Origin of the sequence: Alteriqipengyuania abyssalis (genome assembly GCF_019857185.1) — a bacterium.
GTDB classification, from domain to species: domain Bacteria; phylum Pseudomonadota; class Alphaproteobacteria; order Sphingomonadales; family Sphingomonadaceae; genus Alteriqipengyuania; species Alteriqipengyuania abyssalis.
Window position 1 is genome coordinate 522,488 of sequence record NZ_JAHWXP010000001.1, and the last position, 25,815, is coordinate 548,302.

27 protein-coding genes, 3 tRNA genes and 1 other RNA gene are annotated in these 25,815 nt (G+C 65.2%); 20 read left to right on the plus strand and 11 right to left on the minus strand.

All coding sequences use genetic code 11. The annotated features are described in order from the left end of the window. The first annotated feature begins 99 nt into the window (after positions 1 to 99). Positions 100 to 1,440 (plus strand): M28 family metallopeptidase, encoded by a 1,341-nt coding sequence (locus KYN89_RS02535; RefSeq protein WP_248284949.1) that lies wholly within the window; start codon positions 100 to 102, stop codon positions 1,438 to 1,440. A 98-nt stretch (positions 1,441 to 1,538) separates the two neighbouring features. Then, the gene (locus KYN89_RS02540) at positions 1,539 to 3,236 is read left to right on the plus strand and encodes a carboxylesterase/lipase family protein (protein WP_222823660.1); all 1,698 of its coding nucleotides are present in this window, start codon (positions 1,539 to 1,541) and stop codon (positions 3,234 to 3,236) included. Positions 3,237 to 3,415: 179 nt separating this feature from the next. Here KYN89_RS02540 and KYN89_RS02545 read toward each other — a convergent pair. After that, a tRNA-Pro gene (locus tag KYN89_RS02545) sits at positions 3,416 to 3,492 on the minus strand. A gap of 129 nt (positions 3,493 to 3,621) precedes the next feature. Between KYN89_RS02545 and thyA the strand changes: the two genes are divergently transcribed. The 4 genes from thyA to KYN89_RS02565 all read left to right on the plus strand — a co-directional run bounded on the left by thyA (position 3,622) and on the right by KYN89_RS02565 (position 8,353). Continuing rightward, a complete protein-coding gene (thyA, locus tag KYN89_RS02550; protein WP_222823661.1) occupies positions 3,622 to 4,554 on the plus strand; it encodes a thymidylate synthase in 933 nt (310 codons plus the stop codon). 109 nt (positions 4,555 to 4,663) lie between these two features. Continuing rightward, entirely contained in the window at positions 4,664 to 5,956 is a 1,293-nt protein-coding gene (locus KYN89_RS02555) for a 3-methyl-2-oxobutanoate dehydrogenase (2-methylpropanoyl-transferring) subunit alpha (protein WP_222823662.1), read from the plus strand. Further along, positions 5,956 to 7,020, plus strand: coding sequence for an alpha-ketoacid dehydrogenase subunit beta (locus KYN89_RS02560; RefSeq protein WP_010237723.1), 1,065 nt, complete (start codon positions 5,956 to 5,958; stop codon positions 7,018 to 7,020). The genes KYN89_RS02555 and KYN89_RS02560 overlap by 1 nt, the downstream gene beginning before the upstream one ends. A 7-nt stretch (positions 7,021 to 7,027) precedes the next feature. Then, on the plus strand, positions 7,028 to 8,353 hold the full coding sequence (locus tag KYN89_RS02565) for a dihydrolipoamide acetyltransferase family protein (RefSeq protein ID WP_222823663.1): 1,326 nt from the start codon (positions 7,028 to 7,030) through the stop codon (positions 8,351 to 8,353). Here the strand turns inward: KYN89_RS02565 and KYN89_RS02570 are convergent, their stop codons facing one another. Continuing rightward, a complete protein-coding gene (locus KYN89_RS02570) occupies positions 8,354 to 8,806 on the minus strand; it encodes a hypothetical protein (protein WP_248284950.1) in 453 nt (150 codons plus the stop codon). A gap of 195 nt (positions 8,807 to 9,001) precedes the next feature. On the opposite strand from KYN89_RS02570, the gene KYN89_RS02575 reads away from it, so the two are divergent. Both KYN89_RS02575 and KYN89_RS02580 read left to right on the plus strand, forming a co-directional pair. Beyond that, positions 9,002 to 9,078: transfer RNA gene (locus KYN89_RS02575), tRNA-Asp, on the plus strand. Between the two features lie 110 nt (positions 9,079 to 9,188). Next, a complete protein-coding gene (locus tag KYN89_RS02580; RefSeq protein WP_222823664.1) occupies positions 9,189 to 9,863 on the plus strand; it encodes a glutathione S-transferase family protein in 675 nt (224 codons plus the stop codon). Between the two features lie 3 nt (positions 9,864 to 9,866). Here KYN89_RS02580 and KYN89_RS02585 read toward each other — a convergent pair whose 3' ends face one another. The 6 genes from KYN89_RS02585 to KYN89_RS02610 all read right to left on the minus strand — a co-directional run bounded on the left by KYN89_RS02585 (position 9,867) and on the right by KYN89_RS02610 (position 12,498). Further along, entirely contained in the window at positions 9,867 to 10,649 is a 783-nt protein-coding gene (locus KYN89_RS02585) for a DNA-formamidopyrimidine glycosylase family protein (protein ID WP_222823665.1), read from the minus strand. 36 nt (positions 10,650 to 10,685) lie between these two features. Then, positions 10,686 to 10,901, minus strand: a complete 216-nt coding sequence (locus KYN89_RS02590; protein ID WP_222823666.1) for a DUF2842 domain-containing protein — start codon at positions 10,899 to 10,901, stop codon at positions 10,686 to 10,688. Continuing rightward, positions 10,898 to 11,482 carry a 5-formyltetrahydrofolate cyclo-ligase gene (locus KYN89_RS02595; protein ID WP_222823667.1) on the minus strand — a complete coding sequence of 195 codons (585 nt, stop codon included), beginning with the start codon at positions 11,480 to 11,482 and terminating at the stop codon, positions 10,898 to 10,900. Before KYN89_RS02595 ends, KYN89_RS02590 begins: the two co-directional genes overlap by 4 nt. Positions 11,483 to 11,541: 59 nt before the next feature. After that, positions 11,542 to 11,710: non-coding RNA, 6S RNA (gene ssrS, locus KYN89_RS02600), on the minus strand. A 10-nt stretch (positions 11,711 to 11,720) separates the two neighbouring features. Beyond that, positions 11,721 to 12,293, minus strand: coding sequence for a cell division protein ZapA (locus KYN89_RS02605; protein WP_346727182.1), 573 nt, complete (start codon positions 12,291 to 12,293; stop codon positions 11,721 to 11,723). Positions 12,294 to 12,303: 10 nt separating this feature from the next. Beyond that, entirely contained in the window at positions 12,304 to 12,498 is a 195-nt protein-coding gene (locus KYN89_RS02610; protein ID WP_222823668.1) for a hypothetical protein, read from the minus strand. A gap of 224 nt (positions 12,499 to 12,722) precedes the next feature. Between KYN89_RS02610 and tkt the strand changes: the two genes are divergently transcribed. The 4 genes from tkt to KYN89_RS02630 all read left to right on the plus strand — a co-directional run bounded on the left by tkt (position 12,723) and on the right by KYN89_RS02630 (position 17,543). Then, positions 12,723 to 14,714, plus strand: a complete 1,992-nt coding sequence (gene tkt, locus KYN89_RS02615) for a transketolase (RefSeq protein WP_222823669.1) — start codon at positions 12,723 to 12,725, stop codon at positions 14,712 to 14,714. A gap of 19 nt (positions 14,715 to 14,733) precedes the next feature. Further along, positions 14,734 to 15,741: a type I glyceraldehyde-3-phosphate dehydrogenase gene (gene gap, locus KYN89_RS02620; RefSeq protein ID WP_222823670.1), complete on the plus strand. Its 1,008-nt coding sequence runs from the start codon at positions 14,734 to 14,736 to the stop codon at positions 15,739 to 15,741. A 135-nt stretch (positions 15,742 to 15,876) separates the two neighbouring features. Further along, complete coding sequence (locus tag KYN89_RS02625; RefSeq protein WP_222823671.1) at positions 15,877 to 17,085, plus strand: phosphoglycerate kinase; 1,209 nt, start codon at positions 15,877 to 15,879, stop codon at positions 17,083 to 17,085. Next, positions 17,082 to 17,543, plus strand: coding sequence for a PaaI family thioesterase (locus tag KYN89_RS02630; protein WP_222823672.1), 462 nt, complete (start codon positions 17,082 to 17,084; stop codon positions 17,541 to 17,543). Before KYN89_RS02625 ends, KYN89_RS02630 begins: the two co-directional genes overlap by 4 nt. 3 nt (positions 17,544 to 17,546) lie before the next feature. Here KYN89_RS02630 and KYN89_RS02635 read toward each other — a convergent pair whose 3' ends face one another. Further along, entirely contained in the window at positions 17,547 to 18,305 is a 759-nt protein-coding gene (locus KYN89_RS02635) for a flavodoxin family protein (protein ID WP_222823673.1), read from the minus strand. Positions 18,306 to 18,427: 122 nt separating this feature from the next. On the opposite strand from KYN89_RS02635, the gene KYN89_RS02640 reads away from it, so the two are divergent. Further along, on the plus strand, positions 18,428 to 19,321 hold the full coding sequence (locus KYN89_RS02640) for a fructose bisphosphate aldolase (protein WP_222823674.1): 894 nt from the start codon (positions 18,428 to 18,430) through the stop codon (positions 19,319 to 19,321). 94 nt (positions 19,322 to 19,415) lie between these two features. Here KYN89_RS02640 and KYN89_RS02645 read toward each other — a convergent pair whose 3' ends face one another. Further along, positions 19,416 to 19,832: a hypothetical protein gene (locus KYN89_RS02645; protein WP_248284951.1), complete on the minus strand. Its 417-nt coding sequence runs from the start codon at positions 19,830 to 19,832 to the stop codon at positions 19,416 to 19,418. Between the two features lie 111 nt (positions 19,833 to 19,943). Here KYN89_RS02645 and thiE point away from each other — a divergent pair, with 111 nt between their 5' ends. Further along, on the plus strand, positions 19,944 to 20,609 hold the full coding sequence (gene thiE, locus KYN89_RS02650; protein ID WP_222823676.1) for a thiamine phosphate synthase: 666 nt from the start codon (positions 19,944 to 19,946) through the stop codon (positions 20,607 to 20,609). Between the two features lie 40 nt (positions 20,610 to 20,649). Continuing rightward, positions 20,650 to 21,378 (plus strand): M23 family metallopeptidase, encoded by a 729-nt coding sequence (locus KYN89_RS02655; protein ID WP_222823677.1) that lies wholly within the window; start codon positions 20,650 to 20,652, stop codon positions 21,376 to 21,378. Positions 21,379 to 21,390: 12 nt separating this feature from the next. On the opposite strand, the gene KYN89_RS02660 is transcribed toward KYN89_RS02655, so the two are convergent. Beyond that, on the minus strand, positions 21,391 to 21,783 hold the full coding sequence (locus KYN89_RS02660; protein ID WP_248284952.1) for a hypothetical protein: 393 nt from the start codon (positions 21,781 to 21,783) through the stop codon (positions 21,391 to 21,393). Positions 21,784 to 21,911: 128 nt separating this feature from the next. Here KYN89_RS02660 and efp point away from each other — a divergent pair, with 128 nt between their 5' ends. The 5 genes from efp (at position 21,912) to KYN89_RS02685 (ending at position 25,735) form a co-directional block, all read left to right on the plus strand. Then, complete coding sequence (efp, locus tag KYN89_RS02665; protein ID WP_222823678.1) at positions 21,912 to 22,475, plus strand: elongation factor P; 564 nt, start codon at positions 21,912 to 21,914, stop codon at positions 22,473 to 22,475. Positions 22,476 to 22,477: 2 nt separating this feature from the next. Further along, positions 22,478 to 22,873: a hypothetical protein gene (locus tag KYN89_RS02670; protein WP_222823679.1), complete on the plus strand. Its 396-nt coding sequence runs from the start codon at positions 22,478 to 22,480 to the stop codon at positions 22,871 to 22,873. Between the two features lie 18 nt (positions 22,874 to 22,891). Further along, positions 22,892 to 23,710 carry an inositol monophosphatase family protein gene (locus tag KYN89_RS02675; RefSeq protein ID WP_222823680.1) on the plus strand — a complete coding sequence of 273 codons (819 nt, stop codon included), beginning with the start codon at positions 22,892 to 22,894 and terminating at the stop codon, positions 23,708 to 23,710. Positions 23,711 to 23,746: 36 nt separating this feature from the next. Beyond that, a tRNA-Leu gene (locus KYN89_RS02680) sits at positions 23,747 to 23,831 on the plus strand. Positions 23,832 to 23,929: 98 nt separating this feature from the next. After that, positions 23,930 to 25,735 carry an SLC13 family permease gene (locus KYN89_RS02685; RefSeq protein WP_222823681.1) on the plus strand — a complete coding sequence of 602 codons (1,806 nt, stop codon included), beginning with the start codon at positions 23,930 to 23,932 and terminating at the stop codon, positions 25,733 to 25,735. Positions 25,736 to 25,815 lie beyond the last annotated feature (80 nt).

Genomic DNA, 25,815 nt, shown 5'->3' on the forward strand with positions numbered 1-25,815 from the left:
TTGCCCGATGCTGCGGCGATCCGGCGCGACTATCAGGCGATGGTCGATTTCGGTCCGCGTTTGCCGGGCAATGCAAATCACAAACGGTATGTGGCTTCGATGGCGAGCGATTTCGCGAAAGCCGGACTGAACCTGCTCCAGAGCGAGGAATACCCATACACTTTCTGGAAGCCGGCGGACTTTGGCCTCAAGGTGGGGGGCGGCGACGCAATGCAGGCCGTGCCCGATATTGCCTATTATGTGCGGTCGGCCTCCACAGGGCCGGACGGTATCGAAGGTCAGCTCTATTACGCGGGCCACTTCGATTCCCCGACGATGGAGGCCGACCTCGCGGCGATCCCCGCGGGGGCGATCGTCGTGGTGGATGGTCGGCTTCCGCAGATGACGATCCGCAAGCTTGTAAACCTGCGCTACCTCCAGGAATCGAACGAGGATGCGGACGCCTATCTCGACCGGCCGTACAAGCGGCTGTGGTTGACTCCCGGCTTCAAGCTCGACCGGCTGCGAGAGGCCGGGGCGGCAGGCGTCATCATCATCATGGATGTCTCGTCCGACATGATCCGGAACAACTTCTCGCCCCACAGCCAGTCCTACAAACCGCCCTTGCCCGCCCTGTTTGTCGGCGCGGATACGGGTGAGCGCCTGCGCGCGCAGGCTCGGCAGGGTCAGCGCGCCAGGCTGACGCTCGATGCCGAATGGGTCGACGGTTACTGCCCTCAAATCACCGCCGTGCTTCCCGGTCGAAGCGATGAGGTCATCATCATCAACACCCACACCGATGGGCAGAACTTCATCGAAGAAAACGGCTGCGTCGCCATGCTGCAGCTTGCACGTCACTTCGCGAGCTTGCCGTGGGCCGAGCGGCTGACGCGTACAGTCGTTTTTGCGGCATGGCCGGGGCACATGACGGGCGAACTGCCGCAGTGCGAGGGATGGATGCGCGCGCACCCCGAACTTGTGAGACGGGCGGCCGCCGCATTCACGATCGAACACCTCGGGGCGCCAGAATGGGAAGATATTCCCGATGTCGGTTATGCGCCGACGGGGCGCAACGAATACATGAATTTCGCGACGACCGATGGTGTCCTGACGCAGGTCGTCCGCGAGGCACTGCAGAAATACGGCCTTGCGCAACATGGGATCGAAGTGGCTCCCGGCATCACGACGGGTGCCGCCTTACATGCCAGCGGTATTCCACACATGGGTTCGATCTGCGGCCCCAATTATCTGCTGGGCATCGCGCAGAACGGCCATATCGACAAGCTCGATGCGGAGCTGGCTGCCAGGCAGACGCGCATGATCGCGGAAATCATCAAGCGGGTCGATCGCATCCCGGCGCAAGACCTGCGGACGGGCGACAGCACTTTGGGAGCCGATCCGGTGGAAGGCCTGCCGACGGGCATGGCTTCTTCCAGGCCGGCATCTGCTGCCGATGCGTAATCTCATCTTACGGAGCGCACCAAATGAATGACGCCAGATCAAAGTCCCGGCCTAACGGGCACCGCATCCGGGCCATGTTGGTTGGCTTGCTGGCCACGATGGCGGCAGGCTGCAGTTCGACCGACAAGGCGGGGCCCCCACCACTCGATGTCTCGACCCGGGTGGAGACCGCAACCGGCCCGGTTGTCGGGTACGTTTCTGACCGGGGCGTGAAGACGTGGCTGGGGATACCCTATGCGCAGCCGCCGGTCGGCGATCTTCGTTGGCGGCCCACCCGTCCGGTTCACGCATGGAGCGAACCTCTCGCGTCCAACGAACATCCCGAATGGTGCACACAGGTCACGACCGCCCTCGACGAGCTGGAAGGCATCGACAAGGGCCAGATCCTCGGCAGCGAGGATTGTCTCTACCTGTCCATTTACGCCCCCGCCGATGCGACGCCGAACAGCGCGCTCCCGGTCATGTTCTGGATCCACGGTGGCAGCAACATGTGGGGCAGGGCGGAGCAATATGACCCGTCCGAACTTGCCCGGCGCGAGAATGTCGTGGTGGTCGTCGCGCAATATCGCGTGGGGCCGCTTGGATACTTCCAGCACCCTGCGCTCCGCGACAAGGCAGACGGTTTGGCTGCCGGTGCGGCCAACTTCGCGGTTCTGGACCTGATCGAGGCGCTGCGCTGGACCAGATCGAATGCGGGCGTCTTCGGCGGCGATTCCGACAATGTCACGATCTTCGGCGAGAGCGCCGGCGGGCAGAATGTCTACGCGCTGATCGTGTCACCGCTTTCGGAAGGGCTGTTCGACAAGGCCATCACGCAGAGCGGCATCCCGCAGAGCACGCCCATGCAATGGGCGATGGAAGGCCACGAGGGGGTCGAGAATCCGTATCCCGAAGCGGCGCAGAAGATCACCGGATCGCGCGAGCCGACGGCTCGCCAGCTGCGTTCGGTATCCGCCGAAGAGATCTGGCAGGCCTACCTTTCGGATGGCGAGCGTGAGGGGAGCCCGACCATGGTCGATGATGGCGTGACCATCCCTGCCGACGGCATTCGCGCGAGCCTCGCGCGGTCGCTGGTTGCGAGGGATATTCCCATCATCATGGGATCGAACCAGGAAGAGGCGAAATACCTGCTCGCCTTCGATCCGGAATACACCAAAAAGCGTCTCGGCTTCATCATCACGCCGCGCGACAGGGACCTTTACGATGCAGCGTCCGAATATCTGTCGGGCGCATGGCGCGCGACCACGATTAACGCGCCCGCGCGCGATGTCGTCCGGGCAGGCGCGGGCGAGGTCTATTCTTACCGGTTCGACTGGGATAGGCAGGGCAGCTACTGGTTTTCCGACGTGTCCTACCTGCTGGGCTCATCGCACATGGTCGAGATTCCCTTCGTCTTTGGGATGTTCGACAATTTCCTCGGCTCGCTGGGTGGCATGATGTTCCACTCCGATACCAGCGACGACCGGGCGGTGCTTTCGCGGGACATGATGCATTACTGGGGGAATTTCGCGCGTACCGGGGCCCCCGGTGACACGCCTGCTGCGTGGCCTGCGCTCACACCGGAAACCGCTCAGCGCACGATGATCTTCGATACGCCGGACGATGAAGGCACGCGGTTGGGTACGGACGCGACCTCGGTCGACCAGATCGTCGAGGCGGTGCGAACCGATCCGCGACTGGATGCGGATGGGCGCAGATGCAAGATCGCTGCCAGTCTCGGACATATCTTCGGGCCAGCGGAGCCGCGCTTCGCCGCGCTTGCCGATTCGGTCTGCGGAATGTCGCAGGATCGGTAAGCAGAGATATCGGGCGGGAGGGGCGCACCATGCGTCCTTCCCGGCCCGGCGCGCATAGTCAGGCCTACCTCGAGCTCGAGGCGCCATGACGTCTTGTCGATGATCGCTCGCGCTGACACCGGGATCGGTGTGCGTCCCACCCGCTATGCTGGGACGGCGTCGTCAAAGCGCGCTAGAATTGGTCGGGGAGAGAGGATTCGAACCTCCGGCCCCTGCCTCCCGAAGACAGTGCTCTACCAGGCTGAGCTACTCCCCGACCGATGCTTGCGGGGCGGACCCCGCGAGGCAGAGGCGGCCCTATAGGTGTGGATCGCCGGACACGCAAGCGGACATTGCAGACAAGTTTGTCCTATCGCTGATCGCCGAAAGGACTAGGCCGATCACCGTGACCGAATCGCACTACGAACAGCAGTATCTCGACCTGATGGCGCGCGTCTGGCGCGAGGGCGACGAGCGGGTGGACCGCACCGGTATCGGCACGCGCTCGGTATTCGGCGCACAGCTGCGGTGCAGCCTTGCGGATAATGCCGTGCCGCTGCTGACTACCAAGCGGGTCTACTGGAAAACCGCCGCGCGCGAGATGCTGTGGTTCCTGACGGGTGAGACCAATATCCGCCCGCTGGTGCTGCAGGGGGTGAAGATCTGGAACGAGTGGCCGCATGCGCGCTATGTGAAAGAGACGGGCGACGACCTGCCGCTCGACGAGTTCGTCCAGCGAATCGCGGATGACGAGAGCTTCGCCGCGCGCTGGGGCGATCTGGGCCCGGTCTATGGCAAGCAATGGGTCGACTGGCCGACCTACCGCTACCGCCCCGATGGCCTGTACGAGAAGGGCGAGGGGATCGATCAGGTCAGCCAGGTGATCGATTCGCTGCGCACCAATCCGGGCGGCCGCCGCCATATCATCGAAGGCTGGAACGTCGCCGAGCTGGACCGGATGGCGCTGCCGCCGTGCCACAAGACCTACCAGTTCCACGTCGGGGCGAATGGAACGCAGCTCAACTGCCTGCTCTATCAGCGCAGCTGCGATGTCGCGCTGGGCCTGCCGTTCAACCTGTTCGGCGCCGCGCTGCTGACGCGGATGATCGCTCAGCAGGCCGATCTGGAACCCGGCGAACTGGTGTGGATGGGCGGCGACACCCACCTCTACCTCAACCACGCGCACCTGATCGAGGAACAGCTCGAACGGGAACCGCGCGGGGCCCCGAGGCTTGAGATTACAAGGCGTCCGCCGGGCATCTTCGACTACGCAATCGAGGATTTCTCGGTCAGCGGCTACGATCCCCATCCGCCGATCAAGGCACCGGTGGCGGTCTGAGCGGTCGCGGGGGAAGGTCTGGGCGCTTGACCCTTCGGGCCTTGCGCAATATCCGGTCGCCGATGTGAAAGATTGCGTCTCGGCAAACGGAGGCGCGGGAGAGAGACGCATGGCCGATCGGCCCGAGCGAACCGACAACAAGCCGCAGCTTTCGCTGCATATTCCTGAGCCCAACTATCGTCCCGGGGCGGACGAGGTGGACTTTTCCGCCATCGAAATCCCCGAGGCTGGCGCCCAGCCACGCCCCGACGAGGCCTGCGACCCGACCGAAACCCATGGCCTGTGCACGGACCTGATCCGGGTGCTGGGCGAGGATAACCGGGCGCACGGTCCGTGGGACCCCAAGCTGGACCCCGATACTCTTCGCGAAATGCTGCACCACTTCTCGCTGGTGCGCGCATTCGACGAGCGCATGTTCCGCGGGCAGCGGCAGGGCAAGACCAGCTTCTACATGAAGTGCACCGGGGAGGAGGCGACCAGCATCTCCACCTCGATGGCGCTCCAGTCGGACGACATGGTGTTCCCCAGCTATCGCCAGCAGGGCGTGCTGATCGCACGCGGCTATCCGCTGCTCGAGATGATCAACCAGATCTATTCGAACAGCGGCGACAAGCTGAAGGGCCGCCAGCTGCCGATCATGTATTCGAGCCGCGAGCATAGCTTCTTCAGCATCTCCGGCAACCTCGCCACGCAGGTCCCACAGGCGGTGGGCTGGGCCATGGCGAGTGCGATCAAGCATGACACGCGCATCGCCGCGAGCTGGGTGGGCGAGGGGAGCACGGCGGAAGGCGACTTCCACGCCGCGTGCACCTTTGCCAGCGTGTACAACGCGCCGGTGATCCTCAACGTGATCAACAACCAGTGGGCGATTTCCAGCTTCTCCGGCTTTGCGGGCAGCGAGCGGGCGACCTTCGCCAGCCGCGCGATCGGCTACGGCCTCGCAGGGCTGAGGGTCGACGGCAATGATCCGCTCGCCTGCTATGCGGCGGAGCGCTGGGCGGCGAACCGCGCGCGCACCAATAGCGGGCCGACGCTGATCGAGTTCTTCACCTACCGCGCCGAAGGGCACTCCACCTCGGACGATCCCAGCGGCTACCGCAGCGCGCAGGAACGCGATGCCTGGCCGCTTGGCGATCCTGTGGTGCGGCTCAAGAACCACCTGATCGAACTGGGCGAGTGGGACGAGGACCGGCAGGCCGAGATGGACCTGAAGGCGGCCGAAAAGGTCAAGGCCGACACCAAGGAAGCCGAGAAGAACGGCATTCTGGGCCACGGCATGCACCAGCCCTTCCACACCATGTTCGAAGACGTGTTCGAGGAAGAGCCCTGGCACCTCAAGGAACAGAACGCGCAGTCGCAGGCAGAACGCGACAAGAAATATCCGGACGGGGTGCCGCACTGATGAGCGAGACGAAAGAAAAGCCCAAGCAGGGCCGCGACGCGACCGGAGACGATCGGCGTTTGAACATGATCGAGGCGATCAACGACGCGCTCGACGTGGCGATGGGCCGCGACGACAACGTGGTCGTGTTCGGCGAGGACGCCGGCTATTTCGGCGGGGTGTTCCGCTGCACCGCAGGGCTGCAGGAAAAATACGGCAAGACGCGCGCGTTCGACACGCCGATCTCCGAATGCGGGATCATCGCGACGGCGATCGGGATGGGGGCCTATGGCCTGCGTCCGGTCCCCGAGATCCAGTTCGCCGACTATATCTACCCCGGTTACGACCAGATCATCAGCGAGGCGGCGCGCTTGCGCTATCGCAGCGCGGGCGAATTCAGCGCGCCGATCACGATCCGCTCTCCCTTCGGTGGCGGCATCTTCGGCGGGCAGACGCACAGCCAGAGCCCCGAATCGCTGTTCACCCATGCATCGGGCATCAAGACGGTCATTCCGGCGACGCCCTATGACGCGAAGGGCCTGCTGATCGCCGCGATCGAGGACAACGACCCGGTCATCTTCTTCGAGCCCAAGCGGATCTACAACGGACCGTTCGACGGCTTCTTCGACCGTCCGGTGAAGAACTGGAAATCGCACCCCGATAGCGTGGTGCCCGAGGGGCATTATGCGATTCCGCTGGGCAAAGCGCGCCTCGTGACCGAGGGCGAGCAGCTGACCGTGCTGACCTATGGCACCATGGTCCACGTCGCCAAGGCGGTGATGGAGGAGAAGGGCGTCGAAGCCGACATCCTCGACCTGCGCACGCTGGTCCCCCTCGACATCGAGGCTGTGGAAAAGTCTGTGAAGAAGACGGGGAAATGCCTCATCATTCACGAGGCGACCCGCACCTCCGGCTTTGGTGCGGAGCTTTCCGCGCTGGTGCAGGAACGCTGCTTCTACCATCTCGAAGCCCCGATCGAACGCGTGACCGGCTTCGACACACCCTATCCCCACAGTCTCGAATGGGCCTACTTCCCCGGCCCGGTGCGCATCGGCGCGGCCCTCGACAAGCTTCTGAGCGAGTAACACCGACATGGCGAAATTCACCTTCAACCTGCCCGACATCGGCGAAGGCATCGCCGAGGCGGAGATCGTCGCCTGGCATGTGAGCATTGGCGACATGGTCGAGGAAGACCAGCAGATCGCCGACATGATGACCGACAAGGCGACCGTCGAAATGGAAAGCCCGGTCGCGGGCAAGATTATCGAAGTCGCGGGCGAGGTGGGCGACACCATCGCGATCGGATCGATGCTGGTCACCATCGAAGTCGAGGGCGAGATTCCGGACGATGTCGCGGAAGAAAACGCCGCTGCCGCCGATGCGGAGCCCGCTCCCGCGCCTGCTCCGGCCCCCGCGCCGAAGGACGACGAGGTCGAAGAGCGGATCGAGGTCGAGAACCCCGACGCCAGCGACGCGGACGACGCGCACGAAGCCGATCCCGAGTCTGCACCCAAGCAGCCGGTCGAAAAGAGCGCGCCCGCAGCAGCCGAAACCAAGGTCCTCGCCAGCCCGGCGGTGCGCAAGCGGGCCAAGGATCTTGGCATCGATCTCGCGCAGGTGAAACCGGCCGAGGATGGCCGCATCCGCCACGGCGATCTCGACCAGTTCCTCGCCTATTCGGGCGGCTATTCGCCCGCGACCGGCCCGCGTTCGGACGAGACCGTGAAGGTCATCGGGATGCGCCGCCGGATCGCCCAGAACATGAGCGCGTCGAAGCGCAACATCCCGCACTTCACCTATGTAGACGAGGTCGATGTGACCGACCTCGAAGCGATGCGCGCGCAGCTCAACGAAAATCGCGGAGATCGGCCCAAGCTGACCATCCTGCCGCTGCTGATCACCGCGATCTGTCAGTCGATTCCCGAATTCCCGATGATCAACGCCACCTATGATGACGAGGAAGGCGTGGTGACGCGCCACGGATCGGTCAACATGGGCATGGCCGCGCAGACCGATGCGGGGCTGATGGTGCCGGTGATCAAGGACGCGCAGAGCCAGAACCTGTGGCAGCTCGCGCGCGAGATCGGCCGTCTGGCCGAGGCTGCACGCACGGGCAAGGCCAAGTCGGACGAGATGCAGGGCGGCACGCTGACCGTCACCTCGCTCGGCCCCCTTGGCGGGATCGCGACGACGCCGGTTATCAACCGGCCCGAGGTTGCGATCATCGGCCCGAACAAGATCGTCGAGCGTCCGATGTTCGTGAAGGGCGCCGATGGTGTCGAGCGGGTCGAGAAGCGCCTGCTGATGAACATCTCCATCAGCTGCGATCACCGCGTGGTCGATGGCTGGGATGCGGCAAGCTTCATTCAGGCACTCAAGCGCCGGCTCGAAGCGCCCGCGACCATTCTCGCGAACTGATCAGCGGACCACCGCGCTGTAGGTAAACACGCCGCGTCCCCTCGCGGCGCGCGGGTTGGCGACATCCCAGCGCACATGGGTCACGTCCGCGGAGGTCGCCTTGCGTCCTTCGATACGCAAGGCCTCCAGCGTGCCCCAGGTGCGCCCTCCGTCGACCGATACCTGCGGCGCGTCGCCCCCGCTGGCGCGGAAGGCGAGGGTGCGGGGCACCCTGCTCGAAATGGTGAAGGGCCTGTCGTGCGGCGTGCTCCAAGCGAGCATCAGCACCACCGTGTCCCCACGCTCCAGCGTGTCGGCAGGGGCGAGAATGCGCTGCGTGCGTCCACCCTGCTGCTGAGAGCGCTCCACGAACACCTCGCGGTCGATCTCGACCAGCGATTGGGCAGAGGCGATGGTGGCGGCGCACAGAGACACGCACAGGGCCACACTTCCAGTCAGCAATCCGATACGCATGAAACGGCTCCCCATGCCGATTTTCAGGGCTTTGTGGGTGCTCGCAGGGAATGCTCAAAATGCGGTTAAAACGCTCCTAACCAAGTTTTCTCGACAGATGTGAAAAAGGGGTGCGCGAATCGATTGACACCCTGCGAATGCTGGCCTAATCGCGCCCCTCCCACGCAGCGGAGACACTCTCTCCCACGTGAATGCGCGGGTGTAGCTCAGTTGGTTAGAGCGCCGGCCTGTCACGCCGGAGGTCGCGGGTTCGAGTCCCGTCACTCGCGCCATTTCCTTTTCATGGAATGGTGCATCGCCCCCCGATTTCGGTCGGGGTCGGCTTGCGCCCATGCGCTCCATTGGGCACCTGACCGGCAATCGACCGTCAGGAGACCCGCCCATGATCACGCTGCACCACCTCGAATATTCGCAAAGCTTCCGCATCCTCTGGCTGCTGGAGGAAATCGGCGCGCCGTATGAACTGAAGGTCTACAAGCGCGACGCCGAAACGCGGCTTGCGCCGGCCGAGTACAAGGCGCTGTCCCCACTGGGCACCGCCCCGGTCATCACCGACGAGAACGGTCTGGTGCTGGCCGAGAGCAACGCGGTGATCGACTACATCCTCGATATGCATCCCGAGAGCCCACTGCGCCCTGCGCCGGGCGAGGCAGCCCGCGTGGATTACCTGTTCTGGTTCCACGCCGGGGTGGGCAGCCTGATGCCGATGCAGTTCTTCAACGGCCTGCTGACGATGATGAAGGCACGCAGCCCTGCGCTGGTCCGCTCGGTCATCGGCCTCGCGACCGACAAGGTCCGCGAAATGCTGGTCGCGCCGCGCCTGAAGGTGATCTTCGACAAGCTGGAGAGCGATCTGGGCCGCCACACCTGGCTGGCGGGCGACCGCCTGACCGCAGCGGATATCTCCATGTGCTACTCGATCGCCTCGGCCGACGCGCAGGGCAAGCTGGAAGGGCGGCCCAACTGCCAGCGCTGGATGAAGCAGATGCGCGAGACGCCATCCTTCCAGCGCGCGATGGAGAAGGACGGGCGCGAGACGTTCGTGTTCAGCTTCTAGGCGCTATTCCTGGTGGCGGGTGCAGTGAAAAGCGCTGCGCCCGCCCACCTTGGTCCTGACGATCTCGCCACCGCATCGCGGGCATTCGGCTCCTTCGTCGCGGGTGTGGATCAGCCAGTCGTCGGGCAACTTGCTATAGTCGGCCTGCGTGTCGACCACCGCGCGCAGGATGTCGCGCATCGCATCGTAGACGTCGCCTAGCTGGCTGTCGGAGAGATCGGTGCCCTTGCGCTCCGGATCGATTCCGGTGCGGTACAGGATCTCGTCCGACCACAGGTTGCCGACCCCCGCGAGCTTCTTCTGCTCGATCAGAGCGGATTTGATCGCGCCGCGCGAATCGCCGATCACCTGGGCAAAGGCGTCCCGCCCGATCTCAAGCGCATCCGGGCCGAAGCCGATCCGCTCGATCTCCGCCTCGGGGCTGTCGACCACGCGCACCCAGCCGAGCTTGCGCGGGCAGCGGAAGGCGAGGCGGCGCTCGCCTTCGAAGCGGATCAGGAACTTGGCGTAATCGGGCGGGCCATCCGCCTCGTCGAACGGGCGCAGCGATCCACTCATGCCGAGGTGGACGCAAATCCACGGGCCGCTTTCGCTGCCGGCGAAGATCAGCTTGCCGTGGCGATGGGTGCGGGTGAACTGATGGCCGACCAGCCGGGCGCGCTCGTTATCGCCGGGAAGTTCGATATAGCTGGTGTCATCGCCCGGCTCCGCCGCCTCGATCGTGCGATTGAGGCAGTCGCGCTCCACGCGCAGACGATTGGCTTCGGCTTCGGGCAGTTCCGGCATGAACGCAGAACGGCGTCCGCGCTCAGGCGGTTCCGGTCAGCTGCGCCGACCGCTTTCCATCCAGATCAGGAAGCGCTTGAGCGGGAGCAGCCAGATCAGCCCGAGCACGAGGTAGATCACGGTCTGGAAGACGACGTGCCAGCCGCCGATCAGGCCGGGCATGTAGCGCGCGATCAGCATCGCATAGACCGACAGGCCTGCAAGCAGGATCAGCATGCCCACCGGGATGCGCCAATTGGGTTCGTGGCTCATGCGGCCATCTCGTACACGCGTTGCGGGGTGACCACCATGTGCAGTTTCTCATCGTGCGGCTCCAGCGGCACGGAGTCGACCTTCTGCGCATCCCAGGCGAGCCCGATCCGCAGCGCATCGGGATGCTCGGCAATCCAGCGATCGTAATATCCGCCGCCCTGGCCGAGCCTGCCGCCATCCTCGTCGAAGGCGAGCAAGGGGACGAACACCACGTCGGGCACCAGCAGCGCGGCATCTTCGCCCGGTTGCATCAGATCGTGGGGGCCCGCCTCCAGATCGCTTTCACCCAGCGGGTCGGTATGCGCGGCGAACTGCATCGCCCCGTCTTCGCCCGAGAGGCGGGGGAGGGCGATCGCGTGGCCGTTCTCGATGAAATACTGCGCATAGCGCGCGGCAGGCGCTTCGGACCCTTGCGCGCGATACAGACCGATCGTCGCGCCTTCGGGAATGCGCGCCAGCACCGGCGCGGGCGGGCGCGAGAAGACCAGTGTGCGCACCGCCTCTGGCAGCTGGGCGGCGGACGCCTTGCGCGCGGCACGCATGTCCTTGCGAACCTGCGACTTGATCGTGGCGTGATCCATTAAATGCTTCGCTATTCTGACAATGACGAAAACGGGAATTGGTACTCGACCGATGGAGTGGCGGAACCACCATGGGTCGGTGCCTGGGAAATCCTCTGACGCAAAAGGTCAGGTGGGCGCCGTATACCCCGGTCCCACAGCCGAACTGGTGGACCAGGACAGGGACAGCTCCCTAGGATAAACTTATAGCCTCAGGGATGTTCTACGGCTCGTGCCGGGCAGTCCCGCCGACCCCTATCTAGGCGTTCGTGGGGCCACCCTCAAGCTTGTCTGCGCAGGATTCGAGCAGGCCTGCGAAACGCTCCAGCGCAGGCAGCAGTTCTTCCCCGGCCGAACGGAACGATCCTCCGGTCAGCGGCAGCTCCTGCATCTGCGCATCTTCCAGCCTGTGCTGCAGGTCGGTGCAGCGTTTCTCCAGCGTGGCGATCCGTTCCGCCTGAGCGCTGGCCTCCGCATTGCTGCGGCTCTCCGCCTCTTCGCGTGCCGCACGCAGATCGCGCTCGAGCCGCCCGCGCGCGTCGGTAGCCGATGACAGCGCGGTCTCCAGCAGGTCGCGTTCGCGCTCCACTTCGTCGAGCCGTTCGCGCAGCTGCGCCAGCTCCGGATCTTCGCCCGGCGACACGCCCGCCTTGTCGAACACTTCGTCCGCCGCCAGCAGGCAGGCGAACAGCAGGTTTTGCGAGAAGCGGGGGCTGCGCGGCTGATAATGCCCGTCGATCGCCTCCGCCAGCGCACGCACGCGCGCTTCGTCTCCCGGCCCGCAGGAGATCGGGAATTCGCGCCCGCCGATCGTGATTTCCACCGTACTCACGCGAATCGTCTCACTGTTCCAGTTCGCCGATTACCCGGTCCAGCCGGTCGAGCTCTGCGCGCACCTTGCTGCGCATCGCCTCGTGCCGGTCGGCCAGGTCCTGCGTGGGTTTGCTCCCACTCGCGGCGGCATCGGCTGCCGCGCCGATCCGCGCCAGCGCCCGCTCGATCCGCTGGATCGTCTGTTCGAGCCGTCGGTCCCTCATCCGCAAAGCTGTAATCGCCTGCGGCCATATCCCCAAGAGCGCGCTCGTATTTTTGGACAGTTTGCGCATCGCGGCAACGGCAGGCGCGCCCCAAGGCACAAGCGCAAGCGGGCAGGGGGCGGGCATCTCCGCCGCCGCCCGCCTTGACCTTCGCGCCCCGCGCGGCGAAGGCATCCCGGCAAACGAATCGCGGCCCGGACGCGCCGCGCAGGAGTAAACCCCGCATGAGTCTCGACCCCGCCCGCATGATCCCGATGGCCAACGCCATCCGGGCCCTTTCCATGGACGCGGTGCAGAAAGCCCAGAGCGGTCACCCCGGCATGCCGATGGGCATGGCCGACGTGGCGACCGTGTTGTGGTCCAACTACCTCAAATATGATTCGGCCGCGCCGCACTGGGCGGATCGCGACCGTTTTGTGCTGAGCGCGGGCCACGGATCGATGCTGATCTATTCGCTGCTCCACCTGTCGGGCTACGCGCATCCGACGATGGAGGAGATCGAGAATTTCCGCCAGCTGGGCAGCCCGACTGCGGGCCACCCCGAAAACTTCCTGCTGCCGGGCGTCGAATGCACCACCGGCCCGCTGGGCCAAGGCCTCGCGATGGCCGTCGGCATGGCGATGGCCGAGCGGCATCTGAATGCCGAATTCGGGGACGAACTGGTCGACCACCGCACCTGGGTGATCGCAGGCGATGGCTGCCTGATGGAAGGCATCAACCACGAGGCGATCGGCCTTGCCGGGCACCTCAACCTGAGCCGCCTGGTCGTGTTCTGGGACGACAACCAGATCACCATCGACGGCAGCACCGATCTTTCGACGAGCGAGAACGTGCGCGCCCGGTTCGAGGCGACCGGATGGTTCGTCAATTCGTGCGACGGGCACGACTATGCGGACATCGCCCGCGCGATCGACGAAGCGCTGGAAGCCAATCGGCCCGCACTGATCGCCTGCCGCACGATGATCGGTCGCGGCGCGCCCAACAAGCAGGGCACGGCGGCGACGCACGGCGCGCCGCTGGGCGCGGAAGAAGTTGCTGCGGCGCGCGAAGAGCTCAACTGGCAGTCCGAGCCGTTCCAGATCCCAGATCAGGTGCGCGAGGAATGGCGCTCCGCCGGATCGCGCGGCCACGAGATGCGCAGCGACTGGGGCACCCGGCTCGACAACAGCGAGCGCAAGGCGGAATTCGAACGCCGGATGGCGGGCGATCTGCCCGGCGGCTTCGACCTGAAGGAATTCATCAGCGGCCTGATCCGCGAACCGGCCAAGGTCGCGACGCGCAAGGCGAGCGAGAACGCGCTCGCGGTGATCAATTCCAAGCTGCCGGAGACCGTCGGCGGCTCCGCCGACTTGACCGGATCGAACAACACCAAGACCGCCGATCAGAACATCTTCTCGGCCGATGACCGCTCGGGTCGCTACGTCTATTACGGGATTCGCGAATTCGGCATGTCCGCCGCGATGAACGGCATGGCGCTGCACGGCGGCGTGATCCCCTATGGCGGCACCTTCCTGGTGTTCAGCGATTACTGCCGTCCCGCGATCCGCCTGTCTGCGCTGCAGCAGGCGCGGGTGATCTATGTGATGACGCATGATTCGATCGGGCTGGGCGAAGACGGACCGACCCACCAGCCGGTCGAGCATCTGCAATCGCTGCGGGTGATTCCCAACCTGCTGGTGATGCGCCCGGGCGACGCGGTCGAGACGGCGGAGTGCTGGGAGATCGCGCTCCAGCAGAAGAAGCGCCCGAGTGTGCTCGCGCTGTCGCGCCAGGGGCTGGCGCAGTTCCGGACCGAGGCAGCGGAAGAGAACCGCTCGGCGCGCGGTGCCTATCGCGTGAAGGATGCCGAGGCGGATCGCCGGGTGATCCTTATCGCGACGGGCTCGGAAGTCGGCCTCGCGCTTGAATGCGCGGCGGATCTCGAAAAGCGCGGCATCGGCGCGGACGTTGTTTCCATGCCCTGTTCCGAACTGTTCGACGAACAGAGCCCGGCCTATCGCGACAACATCCTGCCCAATGTCGGCCCCGAAGAGATCCTGCGGGTCAGCATCGAGGCGGGTACCACCTTTGGGTGGGAACGCTACACGATGGCGAACGGGTTGCGGATCGGCATCGACAGCTTCGGCACCTCGGCTCCGGCGGAGGATGCATTCGAGAAGTTCGGTTTCACCAGCGAGGCGATTATCCGCAAGGTCGTCGCCAAGCTCGAAGAGTAGATCAGGAGTACACGACATCATGGCGACCAAGGTTGCAATCAACGGTTTCGGGCGCATCGGGCGGCTTGTCGCGCGCGCGATTCTGGAGCGGACCGATCACGACCTCGAACTGGTGGCGATCAACGATCTGGCCGACGCGAGCGCGAACGCGCTGCTGTTCCAGTACGATTCGACCCATGGTCGCTTCCCCGGCTCGGTCGATGTCGACGGCAATGCGCTGGTCGTGAACGGCAAGAAGATCGCCGTCACCAGCGAGCGTGAGCCGGGCAAGCTGCCGCACGGCGAGATGGGCGTGGACATCGTGCTCGAATGCACCGGCTTCTTCCAGTCGGTCGACGCCGCCAAGCCGCACCTTGACGCCGGTGCCAAGCGCGTGCTGATCTCCGCCCCCGCCAAGGGCGACCTGAAGACCGTGGTCTTCGGCGTGAACCACGATGTGCTGACGAGCGACGACCATATCGTTTCCAACGCCAGCTGCACCACCAACTGCCTCGCGCCCGTCGCGAAGGTGCTGAACGACCTGGTGGGGATCGAACGTGGCTTCATGACCACGATCCACTCCTACACCAACGACCAGCGCATGCTCGACCAGATGCACTCCGACATGCGCCGTGCCCGCGGCGGTGCGCAGAACATGATCCCGACCACCACCGGCGCGGCGCGCGCGGTCGGCCTGGTGCTGCCCGAACTCAACGGCAAGCTCGACGGGTCGTCGGTCCGCGTGCCGACGCCCAACGTCTCGCTGATCGACCTGGTCTTTACGCCGGGCCGCGATACGAGTGCGGAAGAGCTGAACGACGCGCTCAAGGCGGCAGCCGAGGGCCCGATGAAGGGCGTGCTCGACTTCACCGCACAGCCGCTCGTCAGCAGCGACTTCAACCACCAGCCCGCCAGCTCGACGGTCGACAGCCTCGAGACCGCCGTGCTCGAAGGCAAGCTCGCCCGCGTGGTCAGCTGGTACGACAACGAGTGGGGCTTCTCCAACCGGATGATCGACACCGCCGGCGTGATGGCGAAGCTGATCTGACGACCTTTCCCCTCCCGCTCGCGGGAGGGGAGCAAGACTTGCGAGCATGCTCGCCAGTCGCAACGGGGTGGTCTCGCCCGAGCCCATTCCCACCACCAACCCCTCCCGCAGGCGGGAGGGGAGCAGGAGTGGCTGATGCCCGATTTCAAGACCCTCGACGATCTGCCCGAAGACCTGTCCGGCAAGGTCGCGCTGGTGCGCGTCGATCTCAACCTGCCGATGAAGGATGGCTCGGCGACCGATGTGACGCGGGTGGAGGCGGTCAAGCCGACCATCCTCGAGCTGTGCGATCGCGGCGCGAAGGTGCTGCTGCTCGCTCATTTCGGACGGCCCAAGGGGCAGCGCAATTCGACCATGAGCACCAGCTACGTCCAGGGCGATGTGGCCGATGTGCTGGGCAAGGAACTGATGTTCATTTCCGAGGTGGCAGGCCCGACGGTCGAACAATCGCTCGGCATCCTGCGCAACGGCGATATCGGCCTGCTCGAAAACACCCGCTTCTGGCCGGGTGAGGAAGCCAATGATCCCGAGTTTGCCAAGTCGATCGCCGCGCACGGCGATTTCTACGTAAGCGACGCGTTCTCCGCCGCGCACCGCGCGCATGCGAGCACCGAGGGCCTTGCCCACCTGCTGCCTGCTTTTGCTGGCCGTGCGATGGAGGCGGAACTCAAGGCGCTCGACGCGGCACTCGGCAACCCGGAAACGCCGGTCGCCGCGGTGGTGGGCGGAGCGAAGGTTTCGACCAAGCTCGACGTGCTCGAAAACCTCGTCGGCAAGGTCCAGCACCTGATCATCGGCGGGGGAATGGCCAACACCTTCCTCGCCGCGCGCGGAGCCGATGTCGGCAAGTCGCTGTGCGAGCACGATCTGGTCGACAAGGCCAACGCCATCATGGACGAGGCGGACCACGCGGGCTGCACCGTGCACCTGCCTTACGATGTGGTCGTCGCCACCGAATTCGCCGCCAACCCGCCGTCCGTGCGCACCAGCAACGTGCACGAGGTCGCGGCGGACGAGATGATCCTCGACATCGGCCCGCTGGCGACCGAGGCGCTCGCCGACGTGCTCAAGACCTGCAAGACGCTGGTGTGGAACGGCCCGCTGGGCGCGTTCGAGACCGAGCCGTTCGACCAGGCGACCGTTAGCCTGGCGCGCACCGCCGCCGCGCTGACCAAGGAAGGATCGCTGGTCTCCGTCGCGGGCGGGGGCGACACGGTCGCCGCGCTCAACGTCGCGGGCGTGGCCGACGATTTCTCCTATGTTTCGACCGCCGGGGGCGCGTTCCTCGAATGGATGGAAGGCAAGACGCTGCCGGGCGTCGCGGCACTGAAGGCTTCCCAATGAGCGAAAATCAGGGAGTGGGCGAGAGCGGCAACGGCCTCGTCGATGTGCACGAAGGTGAGTTCGCGGGCTGGCAGGTGTGGCAGTCCGACGCGTTCGAGCAGCGCGCCGGGCCGTTCTACGAGCGGCGGCAGGACGACGGCACCATGCTGACCGCGTTTCGCGCCGAGGCGCGTCACATGAATGGTGCGGGCTTCATGCATGGCGGCTGCCTGATGACCTTCGCCGACTCGGCGCTGTTCACGATCGCGCGCGACGCGATGGAAGGCAGCCACGGTGTGACGCTGACGCTGACCGGCGATTTCCTCGACCCGGCACGCGAAGGCCAGCTGATCGAGGCAACCGGCGAAGTCGTGCGCGCAGGCGGCAAGACGGTCTTCGTTGCGGGCATCGTGAAAGCGGACGGCAATCCCGTGCTGCGCTTCGACGGGATCATCCGCAAGGTGCGCGGAAGCCGCTGAGAGTCAGCCGCGATGTTCGGGGTTCGGGCTGTCGAACCTTAGCCCCTCGCTCCACAGCTCCTGGGAATTACCGTAAGCGGGCAGCCCGCCTGCGTCCTTCAGCATTCGCGCCATATGGAGCATGTTCCACGTCGCGAAGGTCGTGTTGCGGCGGGTGAAATCGTTGTCGAACCCGGCACGGCTGCCATCGTCCAGCTCATCGCCGTAGCTTGGGCCGGGCCCTGCCTCGCCGATCCATCCTGCGTCAGCCTGCGGCGGGATGGCGTAGCCGACATGGCTCATCGCATAGAGCACCCCTGAGGAGACGTGCTTGATCCCGTCCTCGTTGCCGGTGACGATGCATCCGCCGACCTTGCCGTAGAACACGTACTGGCCCTTGTCGTTGGTCTGCCCCGAATGGGCATAGAGCTTCTCGATCAGGCCTTGCGCGACGGAGCTTTTCTCGCCCAGCCAGATCGGGGTGCCGATCACCAGGATATCCGCCGCCTTCACCCGCGGCCATATCTGCGGCCACTCATCATGGTCCGCGCCGTGTTCGGTCATGTCGGGATAGACGCCCGGTGCAATAGCATGGTTGATCGCACGCATCCGGTCGACGGAGACGCCGACCTTGTCGAAGATTGTCGCAACCTGGTCGAGCAGTGTGTCCGTATGGCTCCGCTCGTCGCCGCGTTTCAGCGTGCAGTTGACGATCATCGCCTTCAGGTCGCTGAAGTCGGCGGTGTTTTCGGCGCAAAGCCGTTCCTGTGTCTGGTCGAGCATGGCAGTCCTTCCGAGTGCGGTTCTGTCGGGCGGGTATCGACACAGCGCACGGCTTGCGAGCTCGGTTCCGGCTGGCTAAGCGCCTTGCAACGCATACGAATGTGAGAAAGGCGAGCTCTCCCATGAATTTCGAACAGATGAAGGCGAAGATCGCGCAAGGCGATGGATTTATCGCGGCGCTGGATCAGTCGGGCGGCTCCACGCCCAAGGCGCTTGCCGGGTACGGCGTCGGCGAAGACGAATATTCGGGCGAAGACGAGATGTTCGCCAAGATCCACGAAATGCGCTGCCGCATCGTGGAAAGCCCCGCCTTCACAGGTGACAAGGTGGTCGGCGCGATTTTGTTCGAAAAGACCATGGAAGGCTGCAACCCGGACGGCATGCCGATCCCCGAACGGCTTGCGGGCAAGGGCATCGTGCCCTTCCTGAAGGTCGACAAGGGGATGCACGATACCGAAAACGGCGTGCAGCTGATGAAGGACATGCCCGAGCTGGCGCAGCAGTGCGCGCGGGCGAAGGAACTGGGTGTGTTCGGCACCAAGATGCGGTCCGTCGTGCACGAGGCGAACCAGCAGGGCATCGCCGATGCGGTGCGCCAGCAGATGGATTTCGGCCTTCAGATTCTGGACCACGGCCTGGTTCCTATCCTCGAACCCGAAGTCAGCCTGAAGTCGGAAACGCGCGGCACTGCCGAAGCGCACCTTCTCGCCGCGTTCCTCGATCAGCTGGAGCGGGTGCCCGAGGGGCATCAGGTCATGCTCAAGCTGACCATCCCGAGCGAGCCGAACCTGTACCTGCCGCTGGTCGAGCACCCCAAGGTGCTGCGCCTGGTCGCGCTATCGGGCGGTTACGAGCGGGACGAAGCCTGCCGCGAACTGGCCAAGAACCGCGGCCTGATTGCCAGCTTCAGCCGTGCGCTGCTGGAAGAGCTGCGCGCGCAGATGGACGACGAAAAGTTCAACGACGCGCTCGAAACCGCGATCGACGAGATCTACGCCGCGAGCGTGGCGGGCTGACAATCCTCCCCGAAACGGGGAGGGGGACCACGAAGTGGTGGAGGGGCACCGTCGAGGCTTCGTGCCGAAGACAGGTGCCCCTTAAGCTACCGCACTAGCCGCCCTCGAATGCGAAGCGGTACTCGGTCGATTTGACCTGCGAATCGGCCCGCTGCTCGGGCGTCACCGAAACCAGCGTTACGGTGACGCCGCGCACGGTGTGCGGCTCACCCAGCGTCAGCGGCTGCGTCTGACGCCAGCCGGGCCCGTCGATCCGCGTTTCCACCACCACCCGGCCGGCCTGAATGCACTGGACGCCGACGGGGCAGCGGCTGTCTTCGGTCACGCGCATCGGCGTCACCACAACCATGCGGCCCAGCTGAACCGGCTGCAACAGCGGCACCACGCTGCCCTGCTGCGCCACCTCGCGCGGCGAATCGACCACCGGTCCGGCGTTGGGGACCACCGCGCAGGCGGCGAGGGACAGGATCGCTCCGGGCAGGAGCGTGGCGAGCAGGAGGGGCTTTTTCATCATCTTCCCGGCTCTAGCGCGCAGCCCGCTTGCGAATAGCTGAATGGCTCTGCGGCAAGATCCGCTGCAAAAGATCGACTGGCGGCCTCGCGAGCGCTAGGTGCGGCGGTCATGAGCACCAGCAATCCCGCGATTCCGCACATTCCGACCCAGCTTTACCTGATCTCCCCGCTCGATGTCGGCGGCGATTTTCCCGAGCGGCTTGCCCGCGCGATCGACGCGGCGCCCGATCACGTCACCGCGTTCCAGTTCCGGGTGAAGGGCTTCGAAGGGTCGGCCGGCCAGCACGAGGCGGCGGCGCTGGCGGCACCCCTGCGCGAGATCTGTGCCGAGCGCGAGGTCGCCTTCATCGTCAACGACGACATTGCGCTAGCCAAGCGCCTCAAGGCCGATGGCGTCCACCTCGGGCAGGACGACGGCACGGTGGCAGAGGCGCGCGATGCGCTGGGGATGCAGGCGCAGATCGGCGTCACCTGCCACGCCAGTCGCCATCTGGCGATGGAAGCGGGCGAGGCGGGGGCGGATTACGTCGCCTTCGGTGCATTCTATCCCAGCACCACCAAGGACAAAGGCGATGCCGAGCGGCCCGAGCCCGAAATTCTCGAATGGTGGTCCCAGATATTCGAGCTTCCCAGCGTTGCGATCGGCGGGATCACGCCGGAGAACTGCGCGCCGCTGATCGCCGCGGGGGCGGATTTCCTGGCGGTATCGGGCGCGGTGTGGAACGGTGACGAGGTTGCCGCCGTTAAAGCCTTCGTAAAGGCGATAGAGGGGTAGCCGGATGATCGACGGGCTTAAATCTGCTAAACGCAAGGCCATGGGCACCGTCGATCGCATCGTCACCATCCTCGTCACCGCCACGATCACCTCGATGGTGTGGATCGTGGCGGGCGGCAGTCTGATCGAAATGTCCGGTGCGGACAGTCAAAGGGACAAGACGCGCCCGGGCGCTTCGGCGAGCGAGGCGGCCCGTGCGCTGACGCAGGAAACCGTGGCTGCCGACGGCGACAAGCAAACAGCATCCCAGGCCTCTACTGCCGAGCGCGCTCGCAACGTCGCTTCCAATGATCGCGCCACTGCAACCCGTCCGCAGATGCGACAATTGTCGCAGATGGTCATCCCCGTGCTCAACGTGAGGCCGGACGAGCTGTCCGACAGCTTCCTGGCAGAGCGTGATGGCGGAGAGCGGCTGCACGAGGCGATCGACATCATGGCGCCCAAGGGCACCACGGTGATCGCTGCTGCGCCGGGCACGATCGAGCGGATCTATCGCTCCGAAACCGGCGGCAATTCACTCTACGTGCGCTCGCCCGACCGCGAGACGATCTTTTACTACGCGCACCTCGATCAATATGCGCCGGGGCTGAAGGAGGGGCAGAAGGTTCGCCGGGGCCAGCGGCTCGGCACGGTGGGCACGACCGGCAATGCCGCGCCCGATGCGCCGCACCTGCACTTCGCGATCATGCGCACCACCGACGATTCGGAATGGTGGGAGCCGACCAACGCGATCAACCCGTATCCCTACCTCTCGCGCGTGGAGCGCTGAGCCGGGCCGCGATCAGCGGAGCGGGGAGGTCAGCACGCAGCGCATCGGGCCCAGTTCGCCCTTCTCGTCGCGTTCGCGCAAAATCCGCTGGCTCGAGCGTTCGAGCATCATTCCCTTGAGCGGACCGCGGGTGAAGGTGACCTGCGCGCCGCGCAGCAGGTAGACCCCGCGTTCCCCGCCCGCCTCGTAGCTGGAGGCGTTGAGAATCGTGAAATCGCGGCCCGGAATGCGGTGCCACGCAGCGCCGCCGGCATCGCCGGGAAGCGTGCATTCGTATTTGCCCAGTGGCAAGGTATCGATCGGCCCTGCCTGCGCCATCAGCGGCGTGGCAGCGAGCGCGAGCGCGGGAAGGGCGAGCGAGGAGGCGGCGCGAAGCGCGCGGGTGAAGCAAGAAGTCCTGTCCATGTGCGGCCATATAGCGTTGCTTGCCTTGCCTGACCATGAGCGCTCGGCTAAGGCGCGCGCTTTGCAGCTGCGGCGCTGGTTTCGGCCCCGATCGGCAGCCCCCGTTTCGCTAAACCCAAGGTATCCCCATGAAGATCAGCGGCGTCGACATTCGTCCCGGCAATATCATCGAATATGAAGGCGGCATCTGGAAGGTCGCCAAGATCCAGCACACCCAGCCCGGCAAGGGCGGTGCCTACATGCAGGTCGAGATGAAGAACCTGCAGGATGGCCGCAAGACCAACGTGCGCTTCCGCAGTGCCGACACGGTCGAGAAGGTCCGCCTCGACACCAAGGACTACCAGTTCCTGTACGAGGATGGCGACCAGCTGGTGTTCATGGACACCGATACCTACGAACAGATCAACCTGCCGAGCGACCTGCTCGGCGATGCGCGCCCGTTCCTTCAGGACGGGATGACGGTGACGCTTGAGCTGTGGGAAGAAAAGCCGATCTCGGTCGCGCTGCCCGAACAGGTCGAGGCCGAAATCGTCGAGGCCGACGCGGTGGTGAAGGGGCAGACCGCCTCGTCCAGCTACAAGCCCGCGATCCTCGACAATGGCGTGCGCATCATGGTTCCGCCGCATATCGAAAGCGGCACGCGGATCATCGTCGACGTGTATGAACAGACTTATGTCGGAAAGGCTGGCTGACCATGCCGTTCAGGAAGAGCATTCTCATCGCCGCGAGCCTTGGCCTCGTTGCCGCTCCCGTCGCGGCGCAGACCGCGCCCGAAGCGCCTGCTACGACCGCTGAGCAGGAACAGACCATGCAGCGTGCCGGGCTGATCTTCAGCCTGTTCGCAAACGCGGTGAAGGTGGACGAGATTCCGGAAGCGGAAAAGGACGCCCTGATCGGGTGCCTCTATTCCAACACGCTGGAAACCATCAGCCAGGCGACCGGCAAGGCGCTGGCCGAGAATCCGCAGGTCGATGCCAGCGATCCGACCAATGTCTATCTGGTCGCGGCAATCGTGTGCGGCGCGCGTGAAGCTGGCGCTCCGCCGGCCGACGCGTCGGCCGCAGATCCTGCCGAACCGGCAACGCGCTAGGACGGGCCGGACCAAGACATGGCAGCAATCACCGGCCTGATCCGCGTTATGGAACGCGCCGCGCGCCGCGCGGGCAACCGCCTGCGGCGCGACTTCGGCGAGATCGAGCACCTCCAGGTCAGCCGCAAGGGCCCGGCCGATTTCGTCAGCAAGGCGGACATGCGGGCCGAACGCTCGCTGTACGACGACCTGCTGCAGGCGCGCCCGGGCTGGGGCTTCCTGCTGGAGGAAGCGGGCGAGATCAAAGGCGAGGATGGCCAGCCGCGCTGGGTGATCGACCCGCTGGATGGCACCAGCAACTTCCTCCACGGCATTCCGCATTTCGCGATCTCGATCGCGGTGCAGGAGCGCAAGCTGGATGGATCGGGCTGGGGCGATGTGACCGCGGCAGTGATCTATCAGCCGATCACCGACGAGACATTCTGGGCGGAAAAGACGCGCGGCGCATGGCTGCACGACGGGCGCCTGCGGGTCTCCTCGCGCGCGCGCCTGAACGAGGCGCTGATCGCCACCGGCATGCCGTTCCAGGGCCACGGCAATATTGCCGAATGGACCCGGATCTACGGTGCGCTCGGCCCCGAAGTCGCCGGCATTCGCCGTTTCGGTGCCGCCTCGCTCGACCTCGCATGGGTTGCCGCAGGGCGCTTCGACGGGTTTTGGGAAAGCGACCTGCAACCGTGGGATACTGCCGCAGGCTGCCTGCTTGTGCGCGAGGCAGGCGGCTTCGTCACCGATTATCGCGGGCGCAGCCAGCCGGTCCATCACGAACAGGTGCTGGCGGGCAATGACGGGCTGCATTCCAAGATGCACAAGGTGGTCGCGAACGCCTTGCGTTAGGCTGCGGCCTCGCCTTATGGGTCAGCCAGACCCAGTGCCCCTGTGGTGGAATTGGTAGACGCGCTCGACTCAAAATCGAGTTCCTTACGGAGTGCCCGTTCGAGTCGGGCCAGGGGCACCACACCTTTGTCGCTCGCAATCATCGGTGCACGATCGCACCCGATATGCGCGTCACCGATTGCCTAGCAGGGCCTCGCCCCGCTATCGCTGGGTCCAGCAATGCTCGAAGCCCCTTCCTTTCACGCGATTGCCGCAATGGTGGTTACGATCGCGATGTTCATCGGCTTTGCGCGCAGCAGGCCGTCGACCGAGATCGTTTCGCTGATGACCATCGCGGTGATCGCGGTGTTCCTTTACTTCTTCCCGCTGCCCGACACGCGCCCGACCGACGGCCTCTCGCTCGCCTTCTCCGGCTTCGGCCATTACGCGCTGATCACGATCTGCGCGCTGATGATCATGGGCCGGGGGCTGGTGGTGACCGGCGCGCTGGAGCCTGCCGCGCATCTGCTTGAGCGGCTGTTCAAGTGGAACGTGCAGATCGGTCTGCTGGTCTCGCTGGTCGCGGCGATGGCCCTGTCGATGGCGGTCAATGATACGCCGGTGCTGGTCCTGCTGTTGCCGATCTTCGTCAGCCTCGCCGCGCGCGGCGCGATGCCGGCCTCCAAGACGCTGATCCCGCTCAACGCGGCGGTGCTGATCGGCGGGATGGCGACCACTATCGGCACCTCGACCAACATTCTGGTCGTATCGATCGCGAGCGATCTGGGTATGCCGGAGATGAGCGTGTTCCATTACACGCCGATCGTGCTGGTCGCCGCCGCGATTGCGCTCCCCTACCTCTGGCTGGTCATGCCCCGCCTGCTGAAGGACAACACGCAGGAAGACACGCGTCCGCGCCGCCATTTCCAGGCGCGACTGAGGGTGAGCGAAGACGGCCCGCTGACCGGAGAGCTGCTCTCGGACATCCTGCCGCGCCTGCCCGATACCGTGACCGTGCACGATCCGCCGATCGGAAGACTGCAACCGCAGCAGCGCCTGTTGATCTCCGGCCCGCAGGAAGCGGTGGAAGAGGCCATGCGCACGCTGCGCGGCGAGGCAGCGCCCGACTGGGTGCTGTCCAAGATCAAGCGCAAGGCCAGCGCGCAGAACGAGGATGTGATCGTCGTCGAACTGGCGGTGACCGCGGATTCGCGCCTGATCGGTCGCACGCTGCCCAGTTCGGGGGTCGCCGACCTGTATGGTGTCGCGGTGCTCGGCGTGCACCGTCCCGAACGCTGGACCGGTGTGACCGACGAGTTCAACGATTATTCCGCCGGCGACATGCGCTTTGCCGAGGGCGACGTGCTGATGGTGACCGGCCTGCGCGCCGATCTGGAAGAATTCGCCCGGGGCGACAGCCTTTTGATGCTGGAAGGGATGCGCGAACTGCCGCGCCGGTCCAAGGCGGTACTCTCGGCGGTGATCATGGGCGGGGCGGTGTTCACCGCCTCCATCGGACTGTTCCCGATCGCGATTTCCGCGCTGGCGGGTGCGATCCTGATGTTCCTGACCGGCTGCGTGAAGTTCGACCGGGTCGGGCGCGCGCTGTCGGCCAAGGTGATCGTGCTGGTCGCGGCGAGCATCGCGGTCGGCTCGATCGTCGAGGCGAGCGGGGCGGCCGCATGGCTGGGCATGGCGCTGTCGCTTGGCCTCTCCTCGCTGCCCCCGGCACTGGTGCTGGGCGCGATCATGCTGTTCGTGACCGTGCTGACCAATTTCGCCTCCAACGCGACGGCCGCCACGGTGGGCACCCCGATCGCCTTCAGCATCGCGACCGAGCTGGGCCTGCCGCCGGAACCGCTGGTGCTGGCGGTGCTGTTCGGCTGCAACCTGTGTTACGCGACCCCGATCGCCTATCAGACCAACATGCTGATCATGGGCGAGGGCTCCTACGAGTTCTCCGATTACATCCGCACCGGCGTACCGCTGGTGCTGCTGATGGTGACGACGCTCTCGGTCCTGCTGGTGCTGACCTATCGCCTCTAGCATTTCCTACCCCCTGCAAATCTGCGATGGATCGGTTATGACATTGCGTGCAGCCAGCCTTTCATCGACTGGATCGATCA